This is a genomic window from Pradoshia sp. TA40_28 (assembly GCF_059694525.1).
In genome coordinates, this window is record NZ_JCATZO010000015.1 from 1 (window position 1) to 21837 (window position 21837).

Below are 21837 nucleotides of genomic sequence, written 5' to 3' on the forward strand. Positions count from 1 at the left end.
GAGGATTAGCTCAGCTGGGAGAGCATCTGCCTTACAAGCAGAGGGTCGGCGGTTCGATCCCGTCATCCTCCACCATTATTGTGAGCCATTAGCTCAGTCGGTAGAGCATCTGACTTTTAATCAGAGGGTCGAAGGTTCGAGTCCTTCATGGCTCATTTTTTTTATATAGAAGCGAGTGAGCAGGAACATAACCTCGTTGGCATAAGTTCCATTCACTGGTTTGCTTATATTTTGCGGAAGTAGTTCAGTGGTAGAACATCACCTTGCCAAGGTGGGGGTCGCGGGTTCGAATCCCGTCTTCCGCTCCAATGCCAAGTTATATGCCGGGGTGGCGGAATTGGCAGACGCACAGGACTTAAAATCCTGCGGTAGGTGACTACCGTGCCGGTTCGAGACCGGCCCTCGGCACTCTTATATGCGCCCGTAGCTCAATTGGATAGAGCGTTTGACTACGGATCAAAAGGTTAGGGGTTCGACTCCTCTCGGGCGCGCCATTTATCGGGAAGTAGCTCAGCTTGGTAGAGCACTTGGTTTGGGACCAAGGGGTCGCAGGTTCGAATCCTGTCTTCCCGACCATTTGAAAAATATGGGGCCTTAGCTCAGCTGGGAGAGCGCCTGCTTTGCACGCAGGAGGTCAGCGGTTCGATCCCGCTAGGCTCCACCATAGTCCGGTAATGATGGCGAAGAGGCCACACCCGTTCCCATTCCGAACACGGAAGTTAAGCTCTTCAGCGCCGATGGTAGTTGGGACGCGAGTCCCTGTGAGAGTAGGACGTTGCCGGGCAGCCAAAACCAGTTCAAATTGAACTGGTTTTTTTGTTTTTTCAGGGAATATCCCCCAATTATCAGGGATTTTAAGGGTTTTAAAAAAGGAAATTTGGGTAGAATTGAAGTATTGGTTATTTGATAAAAGAGGACATACCCTATACATATAATAAGTTAGGTTAAAGTATAAAGATTGCCAAATTGAGGATGCTTTTGTATAATTATAGTCAAATATAGTCAAAGTCAAAGCGCTGAGAGGGGGAGCCTTTATGAAAAACATTTCCGATATTATTGAAAATTATTTAAAGAGCGTTCTAGATTTAAGCGAGAAAGAATTAGTTGAGATAAAAAGAAGTGAAATTGCTGATAAATTTCAATGCGTCCCCTCTCAAATTAATTATGTCATCAATACACGTTTTACAATTGAAAGAGGTTATCTCGTAGAAAGTAAACGGGGTGGCGGAGGTTACATTCGTATAATGCGGGTACAATCTCATGATAGAGCACATTTAATAGAACAAATCAGTAATTTGGTTGGGCAGCGTATTTCTCAAAGTAATTCAGAAGATTTAATTGCACGATTAGTTGAGGAAGAAATTATCTCTGTACGAGAAGCAAAAATAATGATGAGTGTAATGGACCGCTCTGTCCTTCATTATGATTTGCCTGAAAGAGATGAACTGCGCGCAAGGATATTAAAAGCCATGTTTATGACATTAAGATATAAGTGATTTGTTATGGAGAGGGTGAGAATCATGCTTTGTCAGGAATGTAATGAAAGACCAGCTACGATGAAGGTAAGCAAAATCATCAACGGCAAACAAACAGAAGTAAACCTTTGTGAATATTGCGCTGAAGAAAAAGGTGATTTCTTTATGCTTCATGATAGTGGCAATATATCATTCAATAATCTATTAGCTGGATTATTAAATATGGGATTAAGTATGAAATCGGCTAATTCAAAATCATCTTTTAGTAATGAAGATCAATTGACATGTCCCAATTGTGGATTAACCTATCGTGAATTTGTTAACATCGGAAGGTTTGGATGTTCGGAATGTTATAAGACATTTACTCCATATTTAGAATCAGTCTTAAAAAAACTTCATGGTGGTAATGTTCATCATAATGGAAAAATCCCTAAAAGAGCTGGCGGAACTTTACATATAAGAAAACGAATTAATGAGCTGAAGGCTAAAATTAATGGCCATGTAGAGGCAGAGGAATTTGAAAAGGCAGCGGAAATCCGTGATCAGATTAGGTTACTGGAGAAAGAAATAGAAGCCTCTCAAGAAGGGGGCGAGCATAGATGACCATTGAACACTTTATGGAACATGCAATCAGCTCATGGATGAACCAGGAAGGACCAGAAAGTGATATAGTTTTAAGCTCTAGGGTCCGATTAGCCAGAAATGTGAAAGACATTGCATTTCCAACCGTTTTTTCACAGGAAGATGCTAAAAGATTGCTAAAAAAAGTAGAAGATCGTATTAGTGGTCAGTATCTTTCAGGTTTAGGACATCTTGAAATGGTAAAAATGGAAAATCTACAGCCATTAGATAAACAAGTGCTGGTAGAGAAGCACTTAATAAGCCCTCTGTTGGCAAAACATAAAGATGTTGGAGCCTGCCTTATATCAGAAAATGAGGAAGTAAGCATAATGATCAATGAAGAAGATCATATACGGATTCAATGCTTATTCCCCGGTTTGCAAATTGCCGAAGCTCTCGAAGTAGCAAGCCGCATTGATGATTGGGTGGAAAGTGAATTGGATTATGCATTCGATGAGAAAGTTGGATACTTAACAAGCTGTCCGACGAATGTCGGGACAGGATTAAGAGCTTCGGTTATGGTGCATTTACCGGGAATTGTTTTAACAAGACAGATAGATAGGGTTGTATCAGCTATTAATCAATTGGGGTTGGTTGTCCGCGGTATTTATGGTGAGGGCAGTGAGGCACTGGGAAATATATTTCAAATTTCTAATCAAATGACGCTCGGAAAGACCGAGGAAGACATCGTTGATGATTTGACCAGTGTAGTTGGTCAGATTATTATGCAGGAAAAAGCGGCAAGGGACACATTAGTACAATCATCAAACATACAATTGGAAGATAGGGTTTTCCGTTCACTTGGTATACTCTCTCATGCAAGAATTATTGAGTCCAAAGAGGCGGCAAAATGTTTATCTGATGTCAGATTAGGCATTGATTTAGGGTACATCCCGAACATAACAAAACATATATTAAATGAATTAATGATTGTTACACAGCCTGGATTCCTTCAGCGTTATGCAGGAGGAGAGTTGAATCCAAAAAATAGAGATATTCGAAGGGCTACTTTAATCAGAGAAAGACTGAGGATGGAAGATAAAGCACAAGAAGAATAGGAGGAACATATAATGATGTTTGGTCGATTTACGGAAAGAGCTCAAAAAGTATTGGCACTTGCCCAGGAAGAGGCAATTAGACTTGGACATAATAATATTGGCACTGAACATATCCTGCTTGGTTTAGTAAGAGAAGGTGACGGGATTGCTGCTAAAGCTCTCTATGCTCTTGGGTTAAGTCCTGAAAAAATTCAGGAAGAGGTTGAAAACCTGATAGGTAAAGGGTCTGAGACTGTACAAACAATTCATTATACTCCTCGTGCAAAAAAAGTAATTGAATTGTCTATGGATGAAGCAAGAAAGCTGGGACATTCCTATGTGGGTACTGAGCATGTTTTATTAGGATTAATCCGTGAAGGTGAAGGTGTAGCAGCCCGTGTTCTGAATAACCTGGGTGTAAGCCTTAATAAAGCAAGGCAACAGGTATTGCAACTGTTGGGAAGTAATGAAGCAGGTATTCATCAGGGGGGCTCATCTTCTGCAGCAAGTACCCCTACTTTAGATAGCCTTGCTCGTGATCTGACTGCGATTGCCAGAGAAGGAAGTCTGGATCCCGTCATAGGGCGTGGCAAAGAAATACAACGGGTCATTGAGGTTTTAAGCCGCCGTACTAAAAACAACCCTGTGCTTATCGGTGAACCGGGAGTAGGTAAAACAGCGATTGCTGAAGGGCTTGCTCAACAGATTGTAAATAATGAGGTTCCTGAAATCCTTCGTGATAAAAGAGTTATGACGCTCGATATGGGTACCGTGGTTGCTGGAACAAAGTATCGAGGCGAATTTGAAGATCGTCTTAAAAAAGTAATGGATGAAATTCGTGCTGCCGGCAATGTAATCCTGTTTATTGATGAGCTTCATACATTAATTGGTGCAGGGGGAGCAGAAGGGGCAATTGATGCTTCAAATATTCTGAAACCATCCTTGGCAAGAGGGGAATTACAATGTATAGGTGCTACTACACTTGATGAGTATCGAAAATATATTGAAAAAGATGCCGCTCTTGAAAGACGCTTCCAACCAATTCAGGTGGATGAGCCAACGATTGAGGAATCCATTCAAATACTTAAAGGTTTACGCGATCGCTATGAAGCCCATCACAGAGTTTCCATTACAGACGAAGCAATTGATGCGGCAGTTAAGCTTTCCGACAGGTATATTGCTGATCGATTCTTGCCGGATAAGGCGATTGATTTAATTGATGAATCTGGTTCTAAGGTAAGACTTCGTTCCTATACAACTCCGCCAAATTTAAAAGAGCTTGAAGTTCGTTTGGAAGAGGCGCGCAAAGAGAAAGATGCGGCTGTTCAAAGCCAGGAATTTGAAAAAGCTGCATCATTACGAGATATCGAACAAAAATTGCGCGAAGAACTTGAGAATACAAAACGAGATTGGAAAGAAAAGCAAGGAAAAGAAAACAGCGAAGTGACAGTAGAGGATATAGCGCATGTTGTATCCAGCTGGACTGGTATTCCGGTTACGAAACTTGCACAAACTGAGTCTGATAAACTTTTGAACATGGAGGAAATTCTCCATAACCGTGTAATTGGCCAAGAAGAGGCAGTTAAAGCCATTTCTAAGGCTGTGCGTAGAGCAAGAGCAGGTCTGAAAGATCCTAAACGTCCAATCGGGTCCTTTATCTTCCTTGGGCCTACTGGGGTTGGTAAAACAGAGTTAGCAAGAGCGCTGGCCGAATCTATGTTTGGCGATGAGGATGCCATGATCAGGATTGATATGTCTGAATATATGGAGAAACATTCAACTTCACGCCTTGTTGGATCCCCTCCAGGATATGTCGGTTATGAAGAAGGCGGGCAATTGACAGAAAAAGTTCGTCGTAAGCCATATTCCGTTGTGCTTCTTGACGAAATTGAAAAGGCACATCCAGATGTCTTTAATATCTTGCTACAAGTGTTGGAAGATGGCCGTTTGACAGACTCAAAAGGAAGGACAGTTGACTTCCGAAACACTATTCTGATTTTGACTTCCAATGTTGGAGCACATAGTTTGAAGAAGAACAGATATGTTGGATTCAATATGCAGGACCAAGGCCAGGTAATGGAAGAATTGAAACGTGCCTTCCGTCCTGAATTCCTTAATAGAATTGATGAAATCATTGTATTCCATTCCTTGGAAAAAGAACATTTGAAATCAATTGTAACATTGCTGGGTGACCAATTGATTAAACGCTTGGCTGAGCAGGATATTATTCTTGAACTGACTGAAGCGGCGAAAGGAAAAATTGTAGAGGAAGGCTATGATCCCGATTATGGAGCACGTCCTTTGAGAAGATCTATCCAAAAACATGTTGAAGATTTCTTATCAGAAGAGCTGTTGAGAGGAAAGATTGAAAAAGGTAAGAAAATAGTAATCGATGTGGTTGATGGAGAGTTTAAAGCCATTACAGAGGATCAAGTAATAGCTGGTAAGTAACAATATCGGAAGAGGGCACTGCCATAGGGTTGTGCCCTTTCCTTGCAGGTAGCTATAAAAAACATGATAATGACAAATAATTAGAATAAGAAAGACGATATAATCCGTAAAATAAAAGAGTAAATAAAAGTAGAGTATAATTTATTCTCCAGGAGAGGATTAATAGGAATATGGCAAAGAAGAAAACAAAATTTATCTGTCAAAGTTGCGGATATGAATCTGCAAAATGGATGGGGAAATGCCCTGGTTGTAATGAGTGGAACACTATGACAGAAGAAGTTGAAATAACAGCTAATAAAAATCAAAGACGTACAGCCTTTACCCATTCAGACCAGGCGATGACAAAACCGACCTCTATTACTTCTATAGGTACGGAACAGGAACCACGCGTATTGACAGACTCGAATGAACTCAATCGAGTGCTTGGTGGGGGGATTGTCCCAGGATCCCTTTTATTGATAGGTGGAGATCCGGGTATTGGGAAATCCACTTTATTACTGCAAGTTTCATCACAATTGGCGAATAATAATCATGATGTCTTGTACATATCTGGTGAGGAATCAGTTAAGCAAACAAAATTGAGAGCTGTCAGGCTTGGAGTGTCTTCAGAACATCTCTATGTCTATTCCGAGACGGATATGGGGATGATTGAACATGCTATCAATGAATTGAATCCTAATTTTGTGATCATAGACTCTATTCAAACGGTATTTCATCCAGATGTAACTTCTGCTCCAGGTAGTGTATCACAAGTTCGGGAATGTACGGCTGAATTGATGAGATTGGCTAAGACAAAAGGAATTGCGATTTTTATTGTAGGCCATGTAACAAAAGAGGGGAATATTGCCGGTCCCAGATTGTTGGAACATATGGTGGATACGGTGCTCTACTTTGAAGGGGAACGCCATCATACATATCGAATATTAAGGGCAGTTAAAAATAGATTTGGATCTACAAATGAGATGGGCATATTTGAGATGAAGGAAGAGGGACTGGAAGAAGTATTAAACCCTTCTGAAATATTCCTTGAAGAGCGCTCCCAGGGGGCAGCGGGTTCAACTGTCGTAGCCTCTATGGAAGGAACAAGACCTATATTGGTAGAGATACAAGCCCTTATATCCCCATCTATTTTTCCAAATCCAAGAAGGATGTCAACGGGAATTGACCATAATCGAGTCTCTTTATTGATGGCTGTGTTAGAGAAAAGAGTCGGCCTCTTACTTCAAAATCAAGACGCCTACCTGAAGGTTACGGGTGGTGTAAAGCTTGGAGAGCCTGCTGTAGATCTAGCTATTATTGTTAGTATAGCTTCAGGTTTTAGAGATGTACCTACAAGGGCAACAGATTGTATTGTAGGAGAGGTTGGATTAACAGGTGAAGTAAGAAGGGTATCCCGTATTGAACAAAGAGTAAAAGAAGCAGAAAAACTTGGTTTTGAACGAATTATAGTCCCTGCTAATAATTTGGGTGGATGGACTCCACCGTCAGGAATCAAAGTAATTGGAGTAAGTTCGGTTAGTGAAGCGTTAAAATATGCACTAGGGGGTTAAGTTTAATGGACAAAAAGGCAGCGGAAAGAGCCAAGGCGCAAATTATTCAGTTGGTATCTCCGGGCACACCATTAAGGGAAGGTCTTAATAATGTTCTGCGTGCGAATACTGGCGGTTTAATAGTGGTTGGTTACAACGATAAAGTCAAAACCCTGGTAGATGGAGGCTTTAAAATCGGCTGCCCTTTTTCCCCCAGTTATTTATATGAACTAGCAAAAATGGACGGGGCCATTATTCTTAATGAGAAAGTGGATACCATCATGCTGGCCAATGCACATCTCGTCCCAGACAAAACGATACCATCAATGGAAACCGGGATGAGACACCGGACGGCTGAGAGAATAGCCAAAGAGACAAAGGCGTTAGTTATTGCCATTTCACAACGGAGAAATATTATTACACTCTACCAAGGTAATCTTCGATATGTACTGCGGGAATTATCGGTTATATTGACGAAAGCAAATCAAGCGATGCAAACGCTTGAGAGATATCGCTCTGTTTTACAGGAAAGCATCAATAATTTAAGTAAGCTGGAATTCGAAGAGATGGTAACATATGCGGATATTCTCTATGTGATGCAGAGGCTTATAATGGTGATGAGAATTAAAACCGAGCTTCTGACCTATATGAATGAATTAGGGGTGGAAGGAAGGCTGTTGCGTTTGCAATTACATGAAATGCTGCATCTGGTAGAGCAGGAAGTTATGCTTGTATTAAAGGACTATATTATCGATTCTGAAGGACTAAAACCCGAAGAGGTTTTTCAATCATTTATTGATTTATCCTATTCAGAGTCTGTAGAGGATACAGCCATTATGAAAACCCTTGGATACACAGGCTTTGTACCAATAGAACAAATTGTATCTCCCTGTGGCTATCGGGCGCTTCATAAGATCCCAAGATTGCCATTCAGCATAATTCATAATTTGGTTAAGAGGTTTGGGAAGTTATCTAACTTGTTAAATGCAAGCGTAGAGGATTTAGATGAAGTAGAGGGTATTGGAGAGGTAAGAGCGAAAAAAATCCACCAAGGGCTTAGACATATAAAAAGAGAAATTGGTCATCAAAGCTTATAAAATGAATTTCTGCCAGTTCTGACATTTATCTGACGCATAACAAGGGTATAATAGGAAATAAGATGACCAAATTTTGTTACAGGGCAATTACAACTTCTTTACAGCAAATTAATTAATCGCTAAAAACTATTAATGCTTGAAAGTCCTCGTTTATAATATTTAATGGGAGGTGAAAGAATGTTAAAAAGAATTATACAACTGTGTTTCTTAATTGTAGGAGGAGCTATAGGAATAATCGTATTACCAGATCTATTTTCATTAATAACTGATAATTCATTTATTACTAATACCATCTTTACTGGTCTCGCAGGTGCAATTATTTTTTATATCATTACTTTCTGGATGGTTGATCATGTAGTACATTTTGTTAAATGGGTGGAAGAACAGTTAATTATTGCTCCCATCACTGATATCATATTTGGAAGTATGGGGCTTTTGCTTGGACTTCTAATGGCATTCCTAATTGGTCTTCCGCTGAATTCAATTCAGGTGCCAATCATTAACACAGTGGCTCCAATTCTATTGACATTGATTTTTGGTTATTTAGGCTTTCAGGTAGGTTTTAAAAAGCGAGATGAGTTAACCAGCCTTGTGACAACTTCAGTTAAAACAAAGAAAAAAGGTGCAGGTCCAGATAGCGATACAGAGACACCTCACCCAAATATAAAAAGAAAAGTTCTCGATACAAGTGTAATTATCGATGGACGTATTGCAGATATTTGTAAAACTGGATTTTTAGAAGGACCGATTGTAATTCCGCAATTTGTTCTTGGTGAACTTCAGCATATTGCCGATTCTTCCGATGCATTGAAGAGAACAAGAGGACGAAGAGGTTTGGATATTCTTAATAGAATTCAAAAAGAGCTTCCAATTGAAGTTGAAATGTATGAAGGTGACTTCGAAGACACACCGGAAGTAGATAGTAAATTGGTTAAGTTAGCTAAATTATTAGACGGAATTGTTGTAACCAATGATTTTAATTTAAATAAAGTATGTGAATTTCAAAATGTACAGGTACTAAATATTAATGAACTAGCCAATGCAGTCAAGCCAGTTGTCATTCCAGGCGAAGAAATGCACGTACAGGTTATAAAAGATGGTAAAGAACAAAATCAGGGCGTTGCGTATCTTGATGATGGAACGATGATCGTTGTAGAGGAAGGCAGAAATTATATTGGCAAAAAGATTCAGGTAATCGTTACTTCCGTATTACAAACCTCTGCCGGACGGATGATATTTGCAAAACCCAAATTGATAGAAAAAGCGCTATAAAAAGAATTACGAGTTAAAAATGCTTTTTGACAGTAGGAATGCAACATTCTTTAATGACGCACTTACAAGTTTATAAAAGAAGCGCCAATGGCAATTTGTACAGCCAATGTGTGACGGACGAAACGAGATGTAATTGATATTATAGGAGTATACAATGGATTATGAAGTGATTATCCCTGCTGCAGGGCAAGGAAAGAGAATGCAGGCAAATAAGAATAAGCTATGGATTGAATTGAAGAACAAGCCAATCATAGCTCATACCTTGAGTGTGTTTGGTACAGATAAGCATTGTAAGCAAATTATTTTGCCAATCAATCCAGCGGAAAAAGAGGAATTCGATAAACTGATTCATACGTTATCACTTCCGATTCCTGTCATATTAACGAGTGGTGGCAGTGAGAGACAATACAGCGTCCATAACGGATTGGATCTCTTAAGCGGAAAGACAGATATTGTTCTTGTGCATGATGGAGCAAGACCGTTTATTAACCATTCTATAATAAAAAAATTAATAGCTGATGCGAAGCGATACGGAGGAAGCGTATTGGCAGTACCTGTTAAGGATACGATTAAACAGGCTAAAGACAATCTTGTTGAGAAAACAATTGATCGATCAAGCTTGTGGGCGATTCAAACCCCGCAAGCTTTTCGTGTGTCCCTTTTAAAGGAAGCGCATGAAGCGGCAGTGGCAGCGGAATATCTCGGGACAGATGACGCGAGTCTTGTTGAGCAAATCGGAAAAAGGGTAGCCATTACTGAAGGAAATTACGATAATATCAAAATCACTACACCAGAGGATTTATATTTCGCTGAAGCCATACTGGAGAAAATCAAAAAAAGGAGTTCACTATGATTAGAATAGGACAGGGATTTGATGTACATCAATTAGTAGAAGGACGCCCATTAATTATTGGGGGTATTACCATTCCCCATGAAAAGGGGTTACTTGGACATTCTGATGCAGATGTTTTGCTCCATACCGTAGCAGATGCGTGTTTAGGGGCCGTGGCAGAGGGTGACATCGGGAAGCACTTCCCAGATACAGACCCATCGTTTAAAGATGCTGATTCGAAAAAGCTTTTAGCCCACGTTTGGAAGTTAGTAAAACAAAAGGGGTATAAGCTTGGTAATATTGATTGTACAATCATTGCAGAGCGGCCAAAAATGCGCCCGTATATTGATCAAATGAGAGAAGTGATAGCTCAGTTACTTGAAGGAGAAATGGAACAGGTAAATGTAAAAGCTACTACAACTGAGAAGCTTGGATTTCCAGGCAGAGGTGAGGGTATTGCAGCTCATGTGACAGTTCTTTTATTAAAAGAATAGAACTGGTGGTTTTAAACGAGAATAAATTAATGGTAAAATGAATCCTACTTAAGTACTTTATCATTTGGGAGGAAATATTAATGACTAGCAGTATACGTGTTCGGTACGCTCCAAGCCCGACTGGACATCTACATATCGGGAATGCCAGAACAGCTTTATTTAATTATCTATTTGCACGCAGCCAGGGTGGCAGCTTTATCATACGGATTGAAGATACAGATTCAAAAAGAAATATTGCTGGTGGAGAAGAAAGCCAGTTAAAGTATTTAAAATGGCTGGGTATGGATTGGGATGAAAGCGTGGATGTACCAGGTGCATATGGACCTTATCGCCAATCAGAACGTACGCACATTTATGAGGAATATTATCGTGATCTTATGAAAAGAGATTTAGCTTATAAATGCTATTGCACAGAAGAAGAGCTTGAAAAGGAACGCGCAGAACAGATGGAGCGGAATGAAACACCGGCTTATTCCGGTAAATGCCGTCATCTGACTGAAGAAGACCGTACAAGGCTCGAAGCAGAAGGAAGAAAACCAAGTATTCGTTTTGCTGTACCAAAAGGTAAAGTATATACATTCAACGATATGGTTAAGGGTGAAGTATCGTTTGAATCTGATGGAATCGGTGACTTTGTCATCATTAAAAAAGACGGAATTCCTACTTATAACTTTGCAGTAGCTATTGATGATCATTTGATGGAAATCTCTCATGTTCTTCGTGGAGATGACCATATTACGAATACCCCTAAGCAACTTATGGTGTATGAAGCGTTTGACTGGGATGCCCCTATTTTTGGACATATGACATTGATTGTGAATGAAAGCCGTAAAAAACTGAGTAAGCGTGATGAATCCATTATTCAGTTTATTGAGCAGTATGAAGAGCTTGGCTATTTACCTGAGGCGCTGTTCAATTTTATTGCCCTGTTGGGATGGTCACCAAGCGGAGAAGAAGAAATCTTCTCGAAGGATGATTTTATCTCGATTTTTGATGCGGATCGATTGTCTAAATCGCCAGCTCTATTTGATAAACAAAAGCTAACATGGATGAATAACCAATATATGAAAACGGTCGATATCGAACGAGTACTTGAATTGGCATTGCCTCATTTACAGAAAGCCGGTCTTGTATCAACAGAGATGACTGAGGAAGAACATAAATGGGTTCAGAAGCTGGTAGCTTTATATCAAGATCAAATGAGCTATGGAGCGGAAATCGTTGATTTATCAGAGATCTTCTTTAAGAAAGAAATTGTATATAATGATGAGGCGAAGGAAATACTGGGAGAAGAACAGGTCCCTGAAGTATTGAAAGCCTTCCTTGAAGAAGTGAAAAATATGCCTGAGTTCGCCAATAGTGAGATTAAGGCTGCGATTAAACGAGTGCAAAAGGAAACAGGACATAAAGGTAAAAAATTATTTATGCCTATCCGTGTTGCTGTAACCGGACAAGCCCATGGTCCTGACCTACCGAAAGCAATTGAGCTTTTTGGACGAGATCGAGTGATCTCTCAATTAGAAGAACTTTTACGTTAACATTTTAACTGGAATGTAATATAGTATAGTTAAACATTCATACTAAAAAGTGATGAATGGGGAGAAGTAGGATTAAAGAAGATGTTTGCTAGAGAATAACCACCATTGGCTGGAAGTGGTTAAAACGCTCTTAATCTGAATGCACCCCTGAGCCCTTCTTTGAACGCTAGAAAACTAGTCAGTAGAGGGAGGCGGCATACCCATTGTCGTTAAAAAAGGGAAAGTTGGGGCAAGTATTAGCTCAAACAGAGTGGAACCGCGCCATACAAGCGTCTCTGTCTATTAAGGACAGGGCGCTTTTTTTATTGTAAAAATGGTCCGATGGTGGGGAGTAGAGGATGCTTGACATACTACTATCTCGAGTGCAGGAATAAGTAACCGTGTTCCCATCTTTTGTAACGTTCGATGTAAAGGATAGAAAGAACATGTTTTGCTTTTATGCGTTTAAGGAGGGGTAACATATGTGGAGACGGTTAAAGGAAGATATAGATGTGATATTTGAGCAGGACCCTGCAGCGAGATCTACGATTGAAATTATCCTGACTTATTCAGGTTTACATGCTATATGGAATCACCGAATTGCCCATGCATTTTATAAAAGAAACTTTAAATTTATAGCGAGGATTATATCTCAGTTTAGCCGGTTTTTAACCGGAATCGAAATACACCCGGGAGCTACCATCGGCAGACGTTTTTTTATTGACCATGGTATGGGTGTCGTTATTGGCGAGACTTGTGAAATTGGCGATAATGTGACTGTATATCAGGGGGTTACCCTTGGCGGTACTGGAAAAGAGTCTGGCAAGCGACATCCAACAATTAAAGATAATGTATTAATTGCGACGGGAGCTAAAGTGCTGGGGTCTATTGTTATAGGAGAGAATTCAAAACTTGGGGCAGGATCGGTGGTTTTAAAAGATGTCCCTGCCAACTCAACGGTTGTCGGTATTCCGGGTAAGGTGGTTATTAAAGATGGTGTGCGCTTAAAACACGATCTGAATCACCGTGATTTACCAGACCCGGTCGGAGATCGTTGCAATTGCTTGGAGCGGGAAATTGAATCTTTAAAGAATGAGTTACTGGAATTGCGAAAGGAGTTAAAAAAAGGTGAGCATACAAATTTATAATACGTTGACAAGAAAAAAAGAAACGTTTCAGCCGATAGAAGAGGGAAAGGTGAAGATGTATGTATGCGGTCCGACTGTATATAACTATATCCATATAGGGAATGCAAGACCGGCAATTGTATTTGATACAGTTCGCAATTACTTACAATATAAAGGCTATGATGTAAAATTTGTTTCTAACTTTACGGACGTCGATGACAAATTAATTAAAGCGGCGCGTGAACTGGGAGAAGATGTTCCTGCCATAGCGGACAGGTTCATTGAAGCTTATTTTGAAGATGTTGGAGCCCTTGGTTGTAAAAAAGCAGATGAGCATCCAAGAGTCATGGAAAATATGGATCTTATTATTGAATTTATCCAAGCCTTAATAGACAAAGGAATGGCTTATGAATCCGGTGGGGATGTTTACTACCGTACCAGAGAATTCAAAGGATACGGTAAGCTTTCTCACCAGTCCATCGATGAGCTCCGGGTGGGCGCAAGAATAGAAGTGGATGAAAGAAAACAGGATGCACTTGATTTTACTTTGTGGAAAGCGGCAAAAGATGGTGAGATATCTTGGGAAAGTCCATGGGGGAAAGGTAGACCAGGCTGGCATATAGAATGTTCTGCAATGGCTAAGAAATATTTAGGCGAAACCATTGATATTCATGCAGGAGGACAGGATTTAGCATTCCCTCACCATGAAAACGAAATCGCTCAGACGGAAGCTTTAACTGAAAAGCCTTTCGCAAATTACTGGATGCATAATGGCTATATTAATATTGATAATGAGAAAATGTCTAAATCGCTCGGAAACTTTGTTACTGTACATGATATTATTAAGCATCATGATCCAACAGTATTAAGATTCTTTATCCTGTCTGTCCATTACAGAAACCCGATTAATTACAGCGAAGAGTTGCTAGAAGCAACCAAGATCTCATTGGACCGCTTGCGAACTACTTACGAAAATTTAAAACACCGCCAAACGGCAAGTACAAATATTGCTCATAATGATGCGGAATGGTTTGAAAAAATCGGGGAATTGCACGCTATGTTTGAAGAGGCAATGGATGATGATTTCAATACAGCCAATGCTATTTCAGTATTGTTTGAACTATCCAGGCAAGGAAACTACTATTTATTAGAAAAAGTAACATCCGAAACAGTTATTGAAGCATTTTTGAATGAATTTCGTATTTTATTTGATGTTTTGGGTATTAAACTTGAGGTTGAACAGACACTTGATGCCGTAGTGGAAAAATTAATTGAAGAACGTAATCGGGCAAGAAAAGAGCGTAATTTTACCCGCTCTGATGAAATTAGAGATGAATTAAAAGCAATGAATATCATTTTAGAAGATACTGCCCAAGGTACACGCTGGAAACGGGGATAAATAAATGCTTGAGGATTTAAAAGAATTAGATGTAAATTCACTGGGGAGTTTAGCACTCGCCTATATTGGAGATGCGGTTTATGAAGTATATATTCGGCATCACTTACTGTCTATTGGACAAGTAAAACCGAATAAACTCCATAAAGAAGCAACGAAATACGTATCTGCTAAGTCGCAAAGTGCTGTCGTACATTATTTATTAAATGAACACTTATTGACTGAAGAGGAAGAAGCCATTATACGCAGAGGGAGGAACGCTAAGTCAGGTACCATCCCCAAAAATACGGATGTGCAAACGTATCGATATAGCACCGCTTTTGAAGCGTTAATCGGTTATCTCTATGGCAGCAAGAACCAGGGTCGTCTGGATGAAATTATAGAGTTGGCGATCCAATTTAAAGAGAGGAGTGAAGGGTGAAAATGAGTGAAGACTTAATTATGGGACGTAATACGGTCCTCGAAGCATTGCGTTCTGACCGCGATATCCATAAGATATGGATTGCAGAGGGAGCCACAAAAGGGCAAATTCAACAGGTAATCGCCGTTGCAAAAGAAAATAAGGTGATGATCCAAACAGCACCAAAGAAAAAACTGGATCAAATGGTTGAAGGAAATCACCAGGGAGTTATTGCGCAAGTAGCTGCTTATCAATATGCAGAAATTGACGATATATTTAAATTGGCAGAATCCAGGCAGGAAGATCCATTTATTTTATTGCTGGATGAGTTGGAAGATCCGCATAATTTGGGGTCCATCCTCAGAACGGCTGATGCATCCGGTGTCCATGGTATCATTATTCCAAAGCGGAGAGCGGTTGGTCTGACAGCTACTGTTGCCAAGTCATCGACAGGTGCGATTGAGCATGTTCCGGTAGCTAGAGTAACGAATTTATCACGGACGATTGAAGAGTTAAAAGAGCGAGGAGTTTGGATTGCTGGCACTGATGCGAAGGGAAGTCAGGATTACCGAAGAATGGATGGAACGATGCCTCTTGGAATTGTGATTGGCAGTGAAGGTAAAGGGATTAGCCGGGTGATTAAGGAAAAATGCGATTTCCTCTACCATTTACCAATGGTTGGACATGTTACCTCTCTCAATGCAAGTGTGGCAGCCAGCTTGCTGATGTATGAAGTATACAGGAAGCGATCTCCGCTAGAGGGATAAAGGATGAAAACCATACTGGTGGTAGATGGCTATAATATTATAGGAGCATGGCCTGATCTTCGCGTATTGCGGGATCAGGATCTTGCTGCTGCTAGAGACCGGTTAATTGAAATGATGGCTGAATTTCAAGGTTTTTCCGGACACCAGGTCATAATTGTTTTTGATGCTTACTTCGTTCAGGGGACAGAGAAAAAGTATAGAAACTCCAAAGTTGATGTCATTTTTACAAAGGAAAATGAAACAGCTGATGAATGTATAGAACGGTTAGCTTCTAAATTAATAAAAATAAATACCCGAGTGTATGTTGCGACATCAGATTACACGGAGCAACGAACAATCTTTGCACAGGGAGCATATCGGAAATCTGCTCGTGAACTGTTGCAGGAGATGGAATTTGTTGAAAAAGAGATTGAAAAAAAGGTCGTGCAAACAAAGGATGAACAACCTGTTTCCAGAATCCCGCTCACTCGAGAAGTGTCGGAAATGTTCGAAAAATGGCGAAGAGGAAATCTATGAGACCATTGACGCTATAAAAACGCTTACTGTATAATATTGCTATCTTTGGTATCCTACGGAGGGATCGATGTGGCAATTTCTATCGGGGTAATGCTGGACGGTGATTATGGTCTTATGGAAGATGAACTTTTAGTCGACCGAGTTCATCAGGGGGACAGCGGGGCCCTGGATTTTTTGATCCACAAATACAGAAACTTTGTAAGGGCTAAAGCGAGAACCTATTTTTTAATAGGTGCAGACAAAGAAGATATTGTTCAGGAAGGCATGATTGGATTATTCAAAGCCATCAGAGATTATAAGGAGGACAAGCTTACATCCTTTAAAGCGTTTGCTGAGTTATGTATTACCAGGCAAATCATTACGGCTATAAAAACGGCAACACGTCAGAAACATATACCGCTCAATTCCTATGTTTCTTTGGACAAGCCGATTTATGATGAAGAATCAGACCGTACACTGATGGATGTCATTACGGGAGTTAAAGTCATGGATCCTGAGGAATTAATTATTAATCAGGAAGAATTTGATTATATTGAGCTTAAAATGGCTGAATTATTAAGTGATCTGGAAAGAAAAGTTCTGTCTCTATACTTAGATGGGCAATCCTATCAGGAAATATCCGAAGAATTGAATAGACATGTCAAATCAATTGATAATGCATTGCAGAGAGTAAAGCGTAAATTGGAACGTTATTTAGAAGTTCGATAGTTCGCAATAGCAATAGGGTTATATCTTTACCACCCTTATTGACAGACAATTTTCTACATGATAAATTTGAGATGACTTGTTAAAAGAGATAAAGGTGCAATTATGAATAAAAAAATTATTATCGCATGCACAATATGTGGATCTAGGAATTATTCAACAAATTATAACCAGTCAAGCCAAGAAAAGGTGAGGCTGGAGCTTAATAAATTTTGCAAAACATGTAATACTCATACACCTCATAAACAAACAATCTAATTTTATTAGAATTGTAAAACTGTATTGGCTGGAGGTTTCAAATAAATGCGACGCATTCTAGAATTCTTCCGAGGCGTTTCTCGAGAAATGAAAAAAGTAAGCTGGCCTAAGAAAAAAGAGCTTACAACCTATACAATAACTGTTTTATCCACAGTGATTATTATGGCTGTATTTTTTGCGGTTGTTGATTTGGGATTATCTGAACTTATTCGTCTCATTCTTAAATAATGAATAAACAGTACGAAACATGGTATAATGAAACTAGCATAATAAAAAAGACCTCAAAAGCCCGGAAACGGGTTTTTTAATTTGTCTAAAAAAGCTAGAGTCGTTATGGATCAGGAACCTGCTGATGTGTGAGAGCAACAAAAGTAAAAATAATAGCTGACAATAGGTATATTAAAAATATCACTGTTTGCAAGGAGGGAAGGACGTTAAGTCCTAATAGAATATGGAGAAAAATTGGTATGTAGTTCATACGTATTCCGGATATGAAAATAAAGTAAAAGCAAATTTAGAAAAACGTGTGGAATCAATGGGGATGCAAGATAAAATCTTCCGCGTCATTGTTCCCGAAGAAGAAGAAACTGATTTCAAAAATGGTAAAAAGAAAGTAGTTAAGAAAAAAGTTTTCCCAGGATATGTGCTGGTGGAAATTGTTATGACAGATGATTCCTGGTATGTTGTCCGTAATACACCAGGGGTAACAGGGTTTGTAGGTTCAACAGGATCAGGTTCCAAGCCAATTCCACTATTGCCTGAAGAAGCAGCAGTGATTCTAAAAAGAATGGGTATGGATGAAAAAAGAATTGAAATTGATTTGTTTGTTGGCGACTCTGTTACAGTCAAAGAAGGTCCTTTTGCAGAATTTGCAGGTACGATAGAAGAACTGGATAAAGCTAAGGGCAAACTGAAAGTTCTTGTTAATATGTTTGGCAGAGATACCCCAGTAGAATTGGATTTTGACCAGGTGGAAAAATTATAATCCTGAATAACTTGCCTTTCATATTAAAAAGTGATAATATTTCAAGGGTCAGTATGTCTCAAAATTGAGACCTGAACTAATGGTAAATTCTTTATGAGTGAAATAAAGAATGATTGTATATTTGAGTGGGAGGGCAAAGCCCATTTACCACATCACGGACGATAAGGAGGTGTGTCTCGTGGCTAAAAAAGTAATTAAAATCGTGAAATTGCAGATCCCTGCAGCTAAAGCTAATCCAGCTCCACCGGTTGGTCCAGCATTGGGTCAAGCAGGTGTTAACATCATGGGTTTCTGTAAAGAGTTTAATGCTCGTACAGCAGAACAAGCAGGTCTTATCATCCCTGTAGAAATCACAGTATTTGAAGACCGTTCTTTCACTTTCATTACGAAAACTCCTCCAGCAGCTGTTCTTCTTAAGAAAGCAGCAGGAATCGAGTCTGGTTCTGGTGAACCAAACCGTAATAAAGTGGCAACAGTTAAGCGTGACAAAGTACGTGAAATCGCTGAATCCAAAATGCCTGACTTAAATGCAGCAAATGTTGAATCAGCTATGCGTATGGTAGAAGGTACTGCACGCAGTATGGGAATTGTCATCGAAGACTAATTGTTGTATGGAGGTTGCGAATGTACGGTACATCGCAACCTTTTTCGTGGGAGGTCAATTCCGTTAAAACCACAATATTAGGAGGATAAATATAATGGCTAAGAAAACTAAAAAATACGCTGAAGCTCTTCAGCTTATCGATCGTACAAAAGCTTATTCCGTAACAGAAGCAATTGAATTAGCGAAGAAAACAAGCTTCACTAAATTCGATGCAACTGTAGAAGTAGCATTCCGTCTTGGAGTTGATCCTAAGAAAGCTGATCAACAAATCCGTGGTGCGGTTGTTCTTCCAAACGGTACTGGTAAAACACAACGTGTATTAGTATTTGCTAAAGGTGAAAAGCTTAAAGAAGCTGAAGCTGCAGGTGCTGATTATGTTGGAGATACTGACTACATCAACAAAATCCAACAAGGTTGGTTCGACTTTGATGTAATCGTAGCAACTCCTGACATGATGGGTGAAGTTGGTAAATTAGGTCGTGTATTAGGACCTAAAGGTTTAATGCCAAACCCTAAAACTGGAACTGTTACATTTGATGTTGAAAAAGCAATCAATGAAATTAAAGCTGGTAAAGTAGAATACCGTGTTGATAAAGCAGGTAACATTCATGTACCTATCGGAAAAGTTTCCTTTGAAGATAGCAAGCTAGTTGAAAACTTCACTACAATTTTTGAAACACTTCAAAAAGCGAAGCCAGCAGCTTCTAAAGGTACTTACATGAAGAATGTAGCTGTGACTACAACTATGGGACCTGGAATCAAAGTAGACGCTTCTACTTTCTAAGCTAAAAAAATAGATTTGACAGCGTGGTAATTATCTTATATAATTGCACATGTTGTTATTAAATAAACTAACTTAACATTTATGCCATAGACAGCAGGAGCTCTTACCAGCTTAATTCCCTGCCGAGGTATTCGATCATAATAGAACTATTTTGTTCGGACTATCATCGTACCTCCATGTCTGTCAGATGTGGAGGTTTTTTTACGGGTGTGAATGGTAACATTCTACAGGAGGTGTTAATATGAGCAATGCGGTTAATATCAATGCAAAAAAACAAATTGTTGACGAAATTGCTGGCAAACTGAAAGACAGTGTATCCACAGTCGTTGTTGACTACCGTGGATTAAACGTTGCTGAAGTGACAGAACTTCGTAAACAACTACGTGATGCTGGCATCGAGTTCAAAGTTTACAAAAACTCTATGACTCGCCGTGCGGCTGACCAAGCTGAACTTTCTGACCTTAACGAAGCTCTTACTGGACCAAATGCGATTGCATTCAGTACTGAAGACGTTGTAGCTCCGGCTAAAATCTTGAACGACTTCGCTAAAAAACACGAAGCTTTAGAAATTAAAGCGGGTGTTATCGAAGGAAACGTTGCAACTGTTGAAGAAGTTAAAGCTCTTGCAGAACTTCCATCTCGCGAAGGTTTGCTTTCTATGTTGCTCAGCGTGCTTCAAGCACCTATCCGCAACTTGGCGCTTGCTACAAAAGCAGTGGCAGATCAAAAAGAAGAACAAGGAGCTTAATTGCTTCTTGATAAGAAATACGTGTATAACGATTTACTAAAACTAAGGAGGAACTTATAATGACTAAAGAACAAATCATTGAAGCAGTTAAAAATATGACTGTTTTAGAACTTAACGATCTTGTAAAAGCAATTGAAGAAGAATTTGGCGTAACTGCAGCTGCTCCTGTAGCTATGGTTGGTGCTGCTGGCGGAGAAGCTGCAGCTGAAAAAACTGAATTTGATGTTGTTCTAGCTTCTGCTGGAGATCAAAAAATCAAAGTTATCAAAGTTGTACGTGAAATCACTGGCCTTGGTCTTAAAGAAGCGAAGGAAGTTGTTGATAACACTCCTAAAGCTATCAAAGAAGGCGTTTCTAAAGATGAAGCTGAAGAAATCAAAGCTAAACTTGAAGAAGTTGGCGCTGGTGTAGAAGTTAAGTAATTTTACACTCTTTTATATGAAAAGGCTCGCTGCGAATACAGCGGGCTTTTTCTGACTTTATGAATAAAAGTCAGTTGTTCTGGTTTCTTTAAATACAATCCATAATGGAATTGGTCAGGAGGGATCTGGAGTGTCAGATCATTATTATTCCCGCAATCCTCAGGTTAATAGTAATCCTGATGAATGGAACTTTACTTTGAGAGGGAAAACATTCCGATTCAAAACAGATGCTGGTGTTTTCTCTAAACGTGAGGTTGATTATGGTTCGAGGCTATTAATAGAGGCTTTTGTTGAGCCTGAAGTTCCTGGTAATCAGCCGATGATTGATGTTGGTTGTGGATATGGTCCGATAGGTTTATCTCTGGCTGACTCATATTCACAGCGAACTATTCATATGGTTGATGTGAATGAACGGGCAATCCGTTTGTCAGGCGAAAATGCTCGAATTAATGAGATTGAAAATGTTGAAATATATGAGAGCTCAGTCTTTCAAAATGTAAAAGAAACAGGATTTGCCGCTGTTGTTTCCAATCCGCCAATAAGAGCTGGAAAAAAAGTAGTCCATGAAATACTTGAGCAGAGTAAGGGTCTATTGCAGGATGGCGGAGAGTTGTGGATTGTCATCCAAAAGAAGCAAGGAGCTCCTTCTGCTATGGATAAAATGAAAGATGTTTTTGGTAATATTGAGGTCATTTTAAAGAAAAAAGGCTACTATATTTTGAAGTCTAAAAAAGTTTGACTTGACAATATGCCTATGTTAATATTAGAAAATGCATATATATAATTTGGGACACCCTGCA

General features: G+C 39.5%; 24 protein-coding genes, 6 tRNA genes, 1 rRNA gene and 2 other annotated features. All 31 genes read left to right on the forward strand.

Going from position 1 to position 21837, the window contains the following annotated elements; genetic code table 11:
• Positions 1 to 82: 82 nt before the first annotated feature.
• A tRNA-Lys gene (locus AC58NB_RS15605) sits at positions 83 to 155 on the forward strand.
• A 78-nt stretch (positions 156 to 233) separates the two neighbouring features.
• Positions 234 to 308, forward strand: a tRNA-Gly gene (locus AC58NB_RS15610).
• Positions 309 to 322: 14 nt separating this feature from the next.
• Positions 323 to 408, forward strand: a tRNA-Leu gene (locus tag AC58NB_RS15615).
• A 9-nt stretch (positions 409 to 417) separates the two neighbouring features.
• A tRNA-Arg gene (locus tag AC58NB_RS15620) sits at positions 418 to 494 on the forward strand.
• A gap of 5 nt (positions 495 to 499) precedes the next feature.
• Positions 500 to 576 (forward strand) — tRNA-Pro (locus AC58NB_RS15625).
• 12 nt (positions 577 to 588) lie between these two features.
• Positions 589 to 664, forward strand: a tRNA-Ala gene (locus AC58NB_RS15630).
• Positions 665 to 667: 3 nt separating this feature from the next.
• A 5S ribosomal RNA gene (gene rrf / locus AC58NB_RS15635) occupies positions 668 to 784 on the forward strand.
• A 250-nt stretch (positions 785 to 1034) separates the two neighbouring features.
• Positions 1035 to 1496, forward strand: coding sequence for a CtsR family transcriptional regulator (locus AC58NB_RS15640; RefSeq protein ID WP_497427739.1), 462 nt, complete (start codon positions 1035 to 1037; stop codon positions 1494 to 1496).
• A 24-nt stretch (positions 1497 to 1520) separates the two neighbouring features.
• Entirely contained in the window at positions 1521 to 2078 is a 558-nt protein-coding gene (gene mcsA / locus AC58NB_RS15645) for a protein-arginine kinase activator protein McsA (protein WP_497427740.1), read from the forward strand.
• Positions 2075 to 3154: a protein-arginine kinase McsB gene (gene mcsB, locus AC58NB_RS15650; RefSeq protein ID WP_497427741.1), complete on the forward strand. Its 1080-nt coding sequence runs from the start codon at positions 2075 to 2077 to the stop codon at positions 3152 to 3154. Before mcsA ends, mcsB begins: the two co-directional genes overlap by 4 nt.
• 12 nt (positions 3155 to 3166) lie before the next feature.
• Entirely contained in the window at positions 3167 to 5584 is a 2418-nt protein-coding gene (clpC, locus tag AC58NB_RS15655; protein ID WP_497427742.1) for an ATP-dependent protease ATP-binding subunit ClpC, read from the forward strand.
• Positions 5585 to 5754: 170 nt separating this feature from the next.
• Positions 5755 to 7134, forward strand: coding sequence for a DNA repair protein RadA (gene radA / locus AC58NB_RS15660; protein WP_497427743.1), 1380 nt, complete (start codon positions 5755 to 5757; stop codon positions 7132 to 7134).
• Positions 7135 to 7139: 5 nt separating this feature from the next.
• Positions 7140 to 8210, forward strand: coding sequence for a DNA integrity scanning diadenylate cyclase DisA (gene disA, locus AC58NB_RS15665; RefSeq protein WP_497427744.1), 1071 nt, complete (start codon positions 7140 to 7142; stop codon positions 8208 to 8210).
• 177 nt (positions 8211 to 8387) lie between these two features.
• Positions 8388 to 9482: a PIN/TRAM domain-containing protein gene (locus AC58NB_RS15670; RefSeq protein ID WP_497427745.1), complete on the forward strand. Its 1095-nt coding sequence runs from the start codon at positions 8388 to 8390 to the stop codon at positions 9480 to 9482.
• A 154-nt stretch (positions 9483 to 9636) separates the two neighbouring features.
• Positions 9637 to 10335, forward strand: a complete 699-nt coding sequence (ispD, locus tag AC58NB_RS15675; protein WP_497427746.1) for a 2-C-methyl-D-erythritol 4-phosphate cytidylyltransferase — start codon at positions 9637 to 9639, stop codon at positions 10333 to 10335.
• Positions 10332 to 10808 (forward strand): 2-C-methyl-D-erythritol 2,4-cyclodiphosphate synthase, encoded by a 477-nt coding sequence (ispF, locus tag AC58NB_RS15680; protein WP_497427747.1) that lies wholly within the window; start codon positions 10332 to 10334, stop codon positions 10806 to 10808. The genes ispD and ispF overlap by 4 nt, the downstream gene beginning before the upstream one ends.
• A gap of 80 nt (positions 10809 to 10888) precedes the next feature.
• Positions 10889 to 12346 carry a glutamate--tRNA ligase gene (gene gltX / locus AC58NB_RS15685; protein ID WP_497427748.1) on the forward strand — a complete coding sequence of 486 codons (1458 nt, stop codon included), beginning with the start codon at positions 10889 to 10891 and terminating at the stop codon, positions 12344 to 12346.
• Positions 12347 to 12389: 43 nt separating this feature from the next.
• Positions 12390 to 12626 (forward strand) — a binding site (T-box leader).
• A 181-nt stretch (positions 12627 to 12807) separates the two neighbouring features.
• Positions 12808 to 13473 (forward strand): serine O-acetyltransferase, encoded by a 666-nt coding sequence (gene cysE / locus AC58NB_RS15690; protein WP_497427749.1) that lies wholly within the window; start codon positions 12808 to 12810, stop codon positions 13471 to 13473.
• On the forward strand, positions 13454 to 14851 hold the full coding sequence (cysS, locus tag AC58NB_RS15695) for a cysteine--tRNA ligase (RefSeq protein ID WP_497427750.1): 1398 nt from the start codon (positions 13454 to 13456) through the stop codon (positions 14849 to 14851). Before cysE ends, cysS begins: the two co-directional genes overlap by 20 nt.
• Positions 14852 to 14855: 4 nt before the next feature.
• Positions 14856 to 15269 carry a Mini-ribonuclease 3 gene (locus AC58NB_RS15700; RefSeq protein WP_497427751.1) on the forward strand — a complete coding sequence of 138 codons (414 nt, stop codon included), beginning with the start codon at positions 14856 to 14858 and terminating at the stop codon, positions 15267 to 15269.
• Positions 15270 to 15271: 2 nt separating this feature from the next.
• Positions 15272 to 16015, forward strand: coding sequence for a 23S rRNA (guanosine(2251)-2'-O)-methyltransferase RlmB (gene rlmB / locus AC58NB_RS15705; protein WP_497427752.1), 744 nt, complete (start codon positions 15272 to 15274; stop codon positions 16013 to 16015).
• A 3-nt stretch (positions 16016 to 16018) separates the two neighbouring features.
• Positions 16019 to 16531: an NYN domain-containing protein gene (locus AC58NB_RS15710; RefSeq protein WP_497427753.1), complete on the forward strand. Its 513-nt coding sequence runs from the start codon at positions 16019 to 16021 to the stop codon at positions 16529 to 16531.
• Between the two features lie 90 nt (positions 16532 to 16621).
• A complete protein-coding gene (gene sigH, locus AC58NB_RS15715; protein ID WP_497427801.1) occupies positions 16622 to 17239 on the forward strand; it encodes an RNA polymerase sporulation sigma factor SigH in 618 nt (205 codons plus the stop codon).
• 102 nt (positions 17240 to 17341) lie between these two features.
• Positions 17342 to 17494 (forward strand): 50S ribosomal protein L33, encoded by a 153-nt coding sequence (rpmG, locus tag AC58NB_RS15720; protein WP_497427754.1) that lies wholly within the window; start codon positions 17342 to 17344, stop codon positions 17492 to 17494.
• Positions 17495 to 17539: 45 nt separating this feature from the next.
• On the forward strand, positions 17540 to 17722 hold the full coding sequence (secE, locus tag AC58NB_RS15725) for a preprotein translocase subunit SecE (RefSeq protein ID WP_497427755.1): 183 nt from the start codon (positions 17540 to 17542) through the stop codon (positions 17720 to 17722).
• Between the two features lie 223 nt (positions 17723 to 17945).
• Positions 17946 to 18479 carry a transcription termination/antitermination protein NusG gene (gene nusG / locus AC58NB_RS15730; RefSeq protein WP_497427756.1) on the forward strand — a complete coding sequence of 178 codons (534 nt, stop codon included), beginning with the start codon at positions 17946 to 17948 and terminating at the stop codon, positions 18477 to 18479.
• 178 nt (positions 18480 to 18657) lie between these two features.
• Complete coding sequence (gene rplK, locus AC58NB_RS15735; RefSeq protein ID WP_497427757.1) at positions 18658 to 19083, forward strand: 50S ribosomal protein L11; 426 nt, start codon at positions 18658 to 18660, stop codon at positions 19081 to 19083.
• A 94-nt stretch (positions 19084 to 19177) separates the two neighbouring features.
• Positions 19178 to 19867 carry a 50S ribosomal protein L1 gene (gene rplA / locus AC58NB_RS15740; protein WP_497427758.1) on the forward strand — a complete coding sequence of 230 codons (690 nt, stop codon included), beginning with the start codon at positions 19178 to 19180 and terminating at the stop codon, positions 19865 to 19867.
• Between the two features lie 66 nt (positions 19868 to 19933).
• Positions 19934 to 20078: a sequence feature (ribosomal protein L10 leader region), on the forward strand.
• A 30-nt stretch (positions 20079 to 20108) separates the two neighbouring features.
• Positions 20109 to 20615 carry a 50S ribosomal protein L10 gene (gene rplJ / locus AC58NB_RS15745; protein ID WP_497427759.1) on the forward strand — a complete coding sequence of 169 codons (507 nt, stop codon included), beginning with the start codon at positions 20109 to 20111 and terminating at the stop codon, positions 20613 to 20615.
• 59 nt (positions 20616 to 20674) lie between these two features.
• A complete protein-coding gene (gene rplL / locus AC58NB_RS15750) occupies positions 20675 to 21037 on the forward strand; it encodes a 50S ribosomal protein L7/L12 (protein WP_066103019.1) in 363 nt (120 codons plus the stop codon).
• Positions 21038 to 21167: 130 nt separating this feature from the next.
• Entirely contained in the window at positions 21168 to 21776 is a 609-nt protein-coding gene (locus tag AC58NB_RS15755; protein ID WP_497427760.1) for a class I SAM-dependent methyltransferase, read from the forward strand.
• The last annotated feature ends 61 nt before the right edge of the window (positions 21777 to 21837 follow it).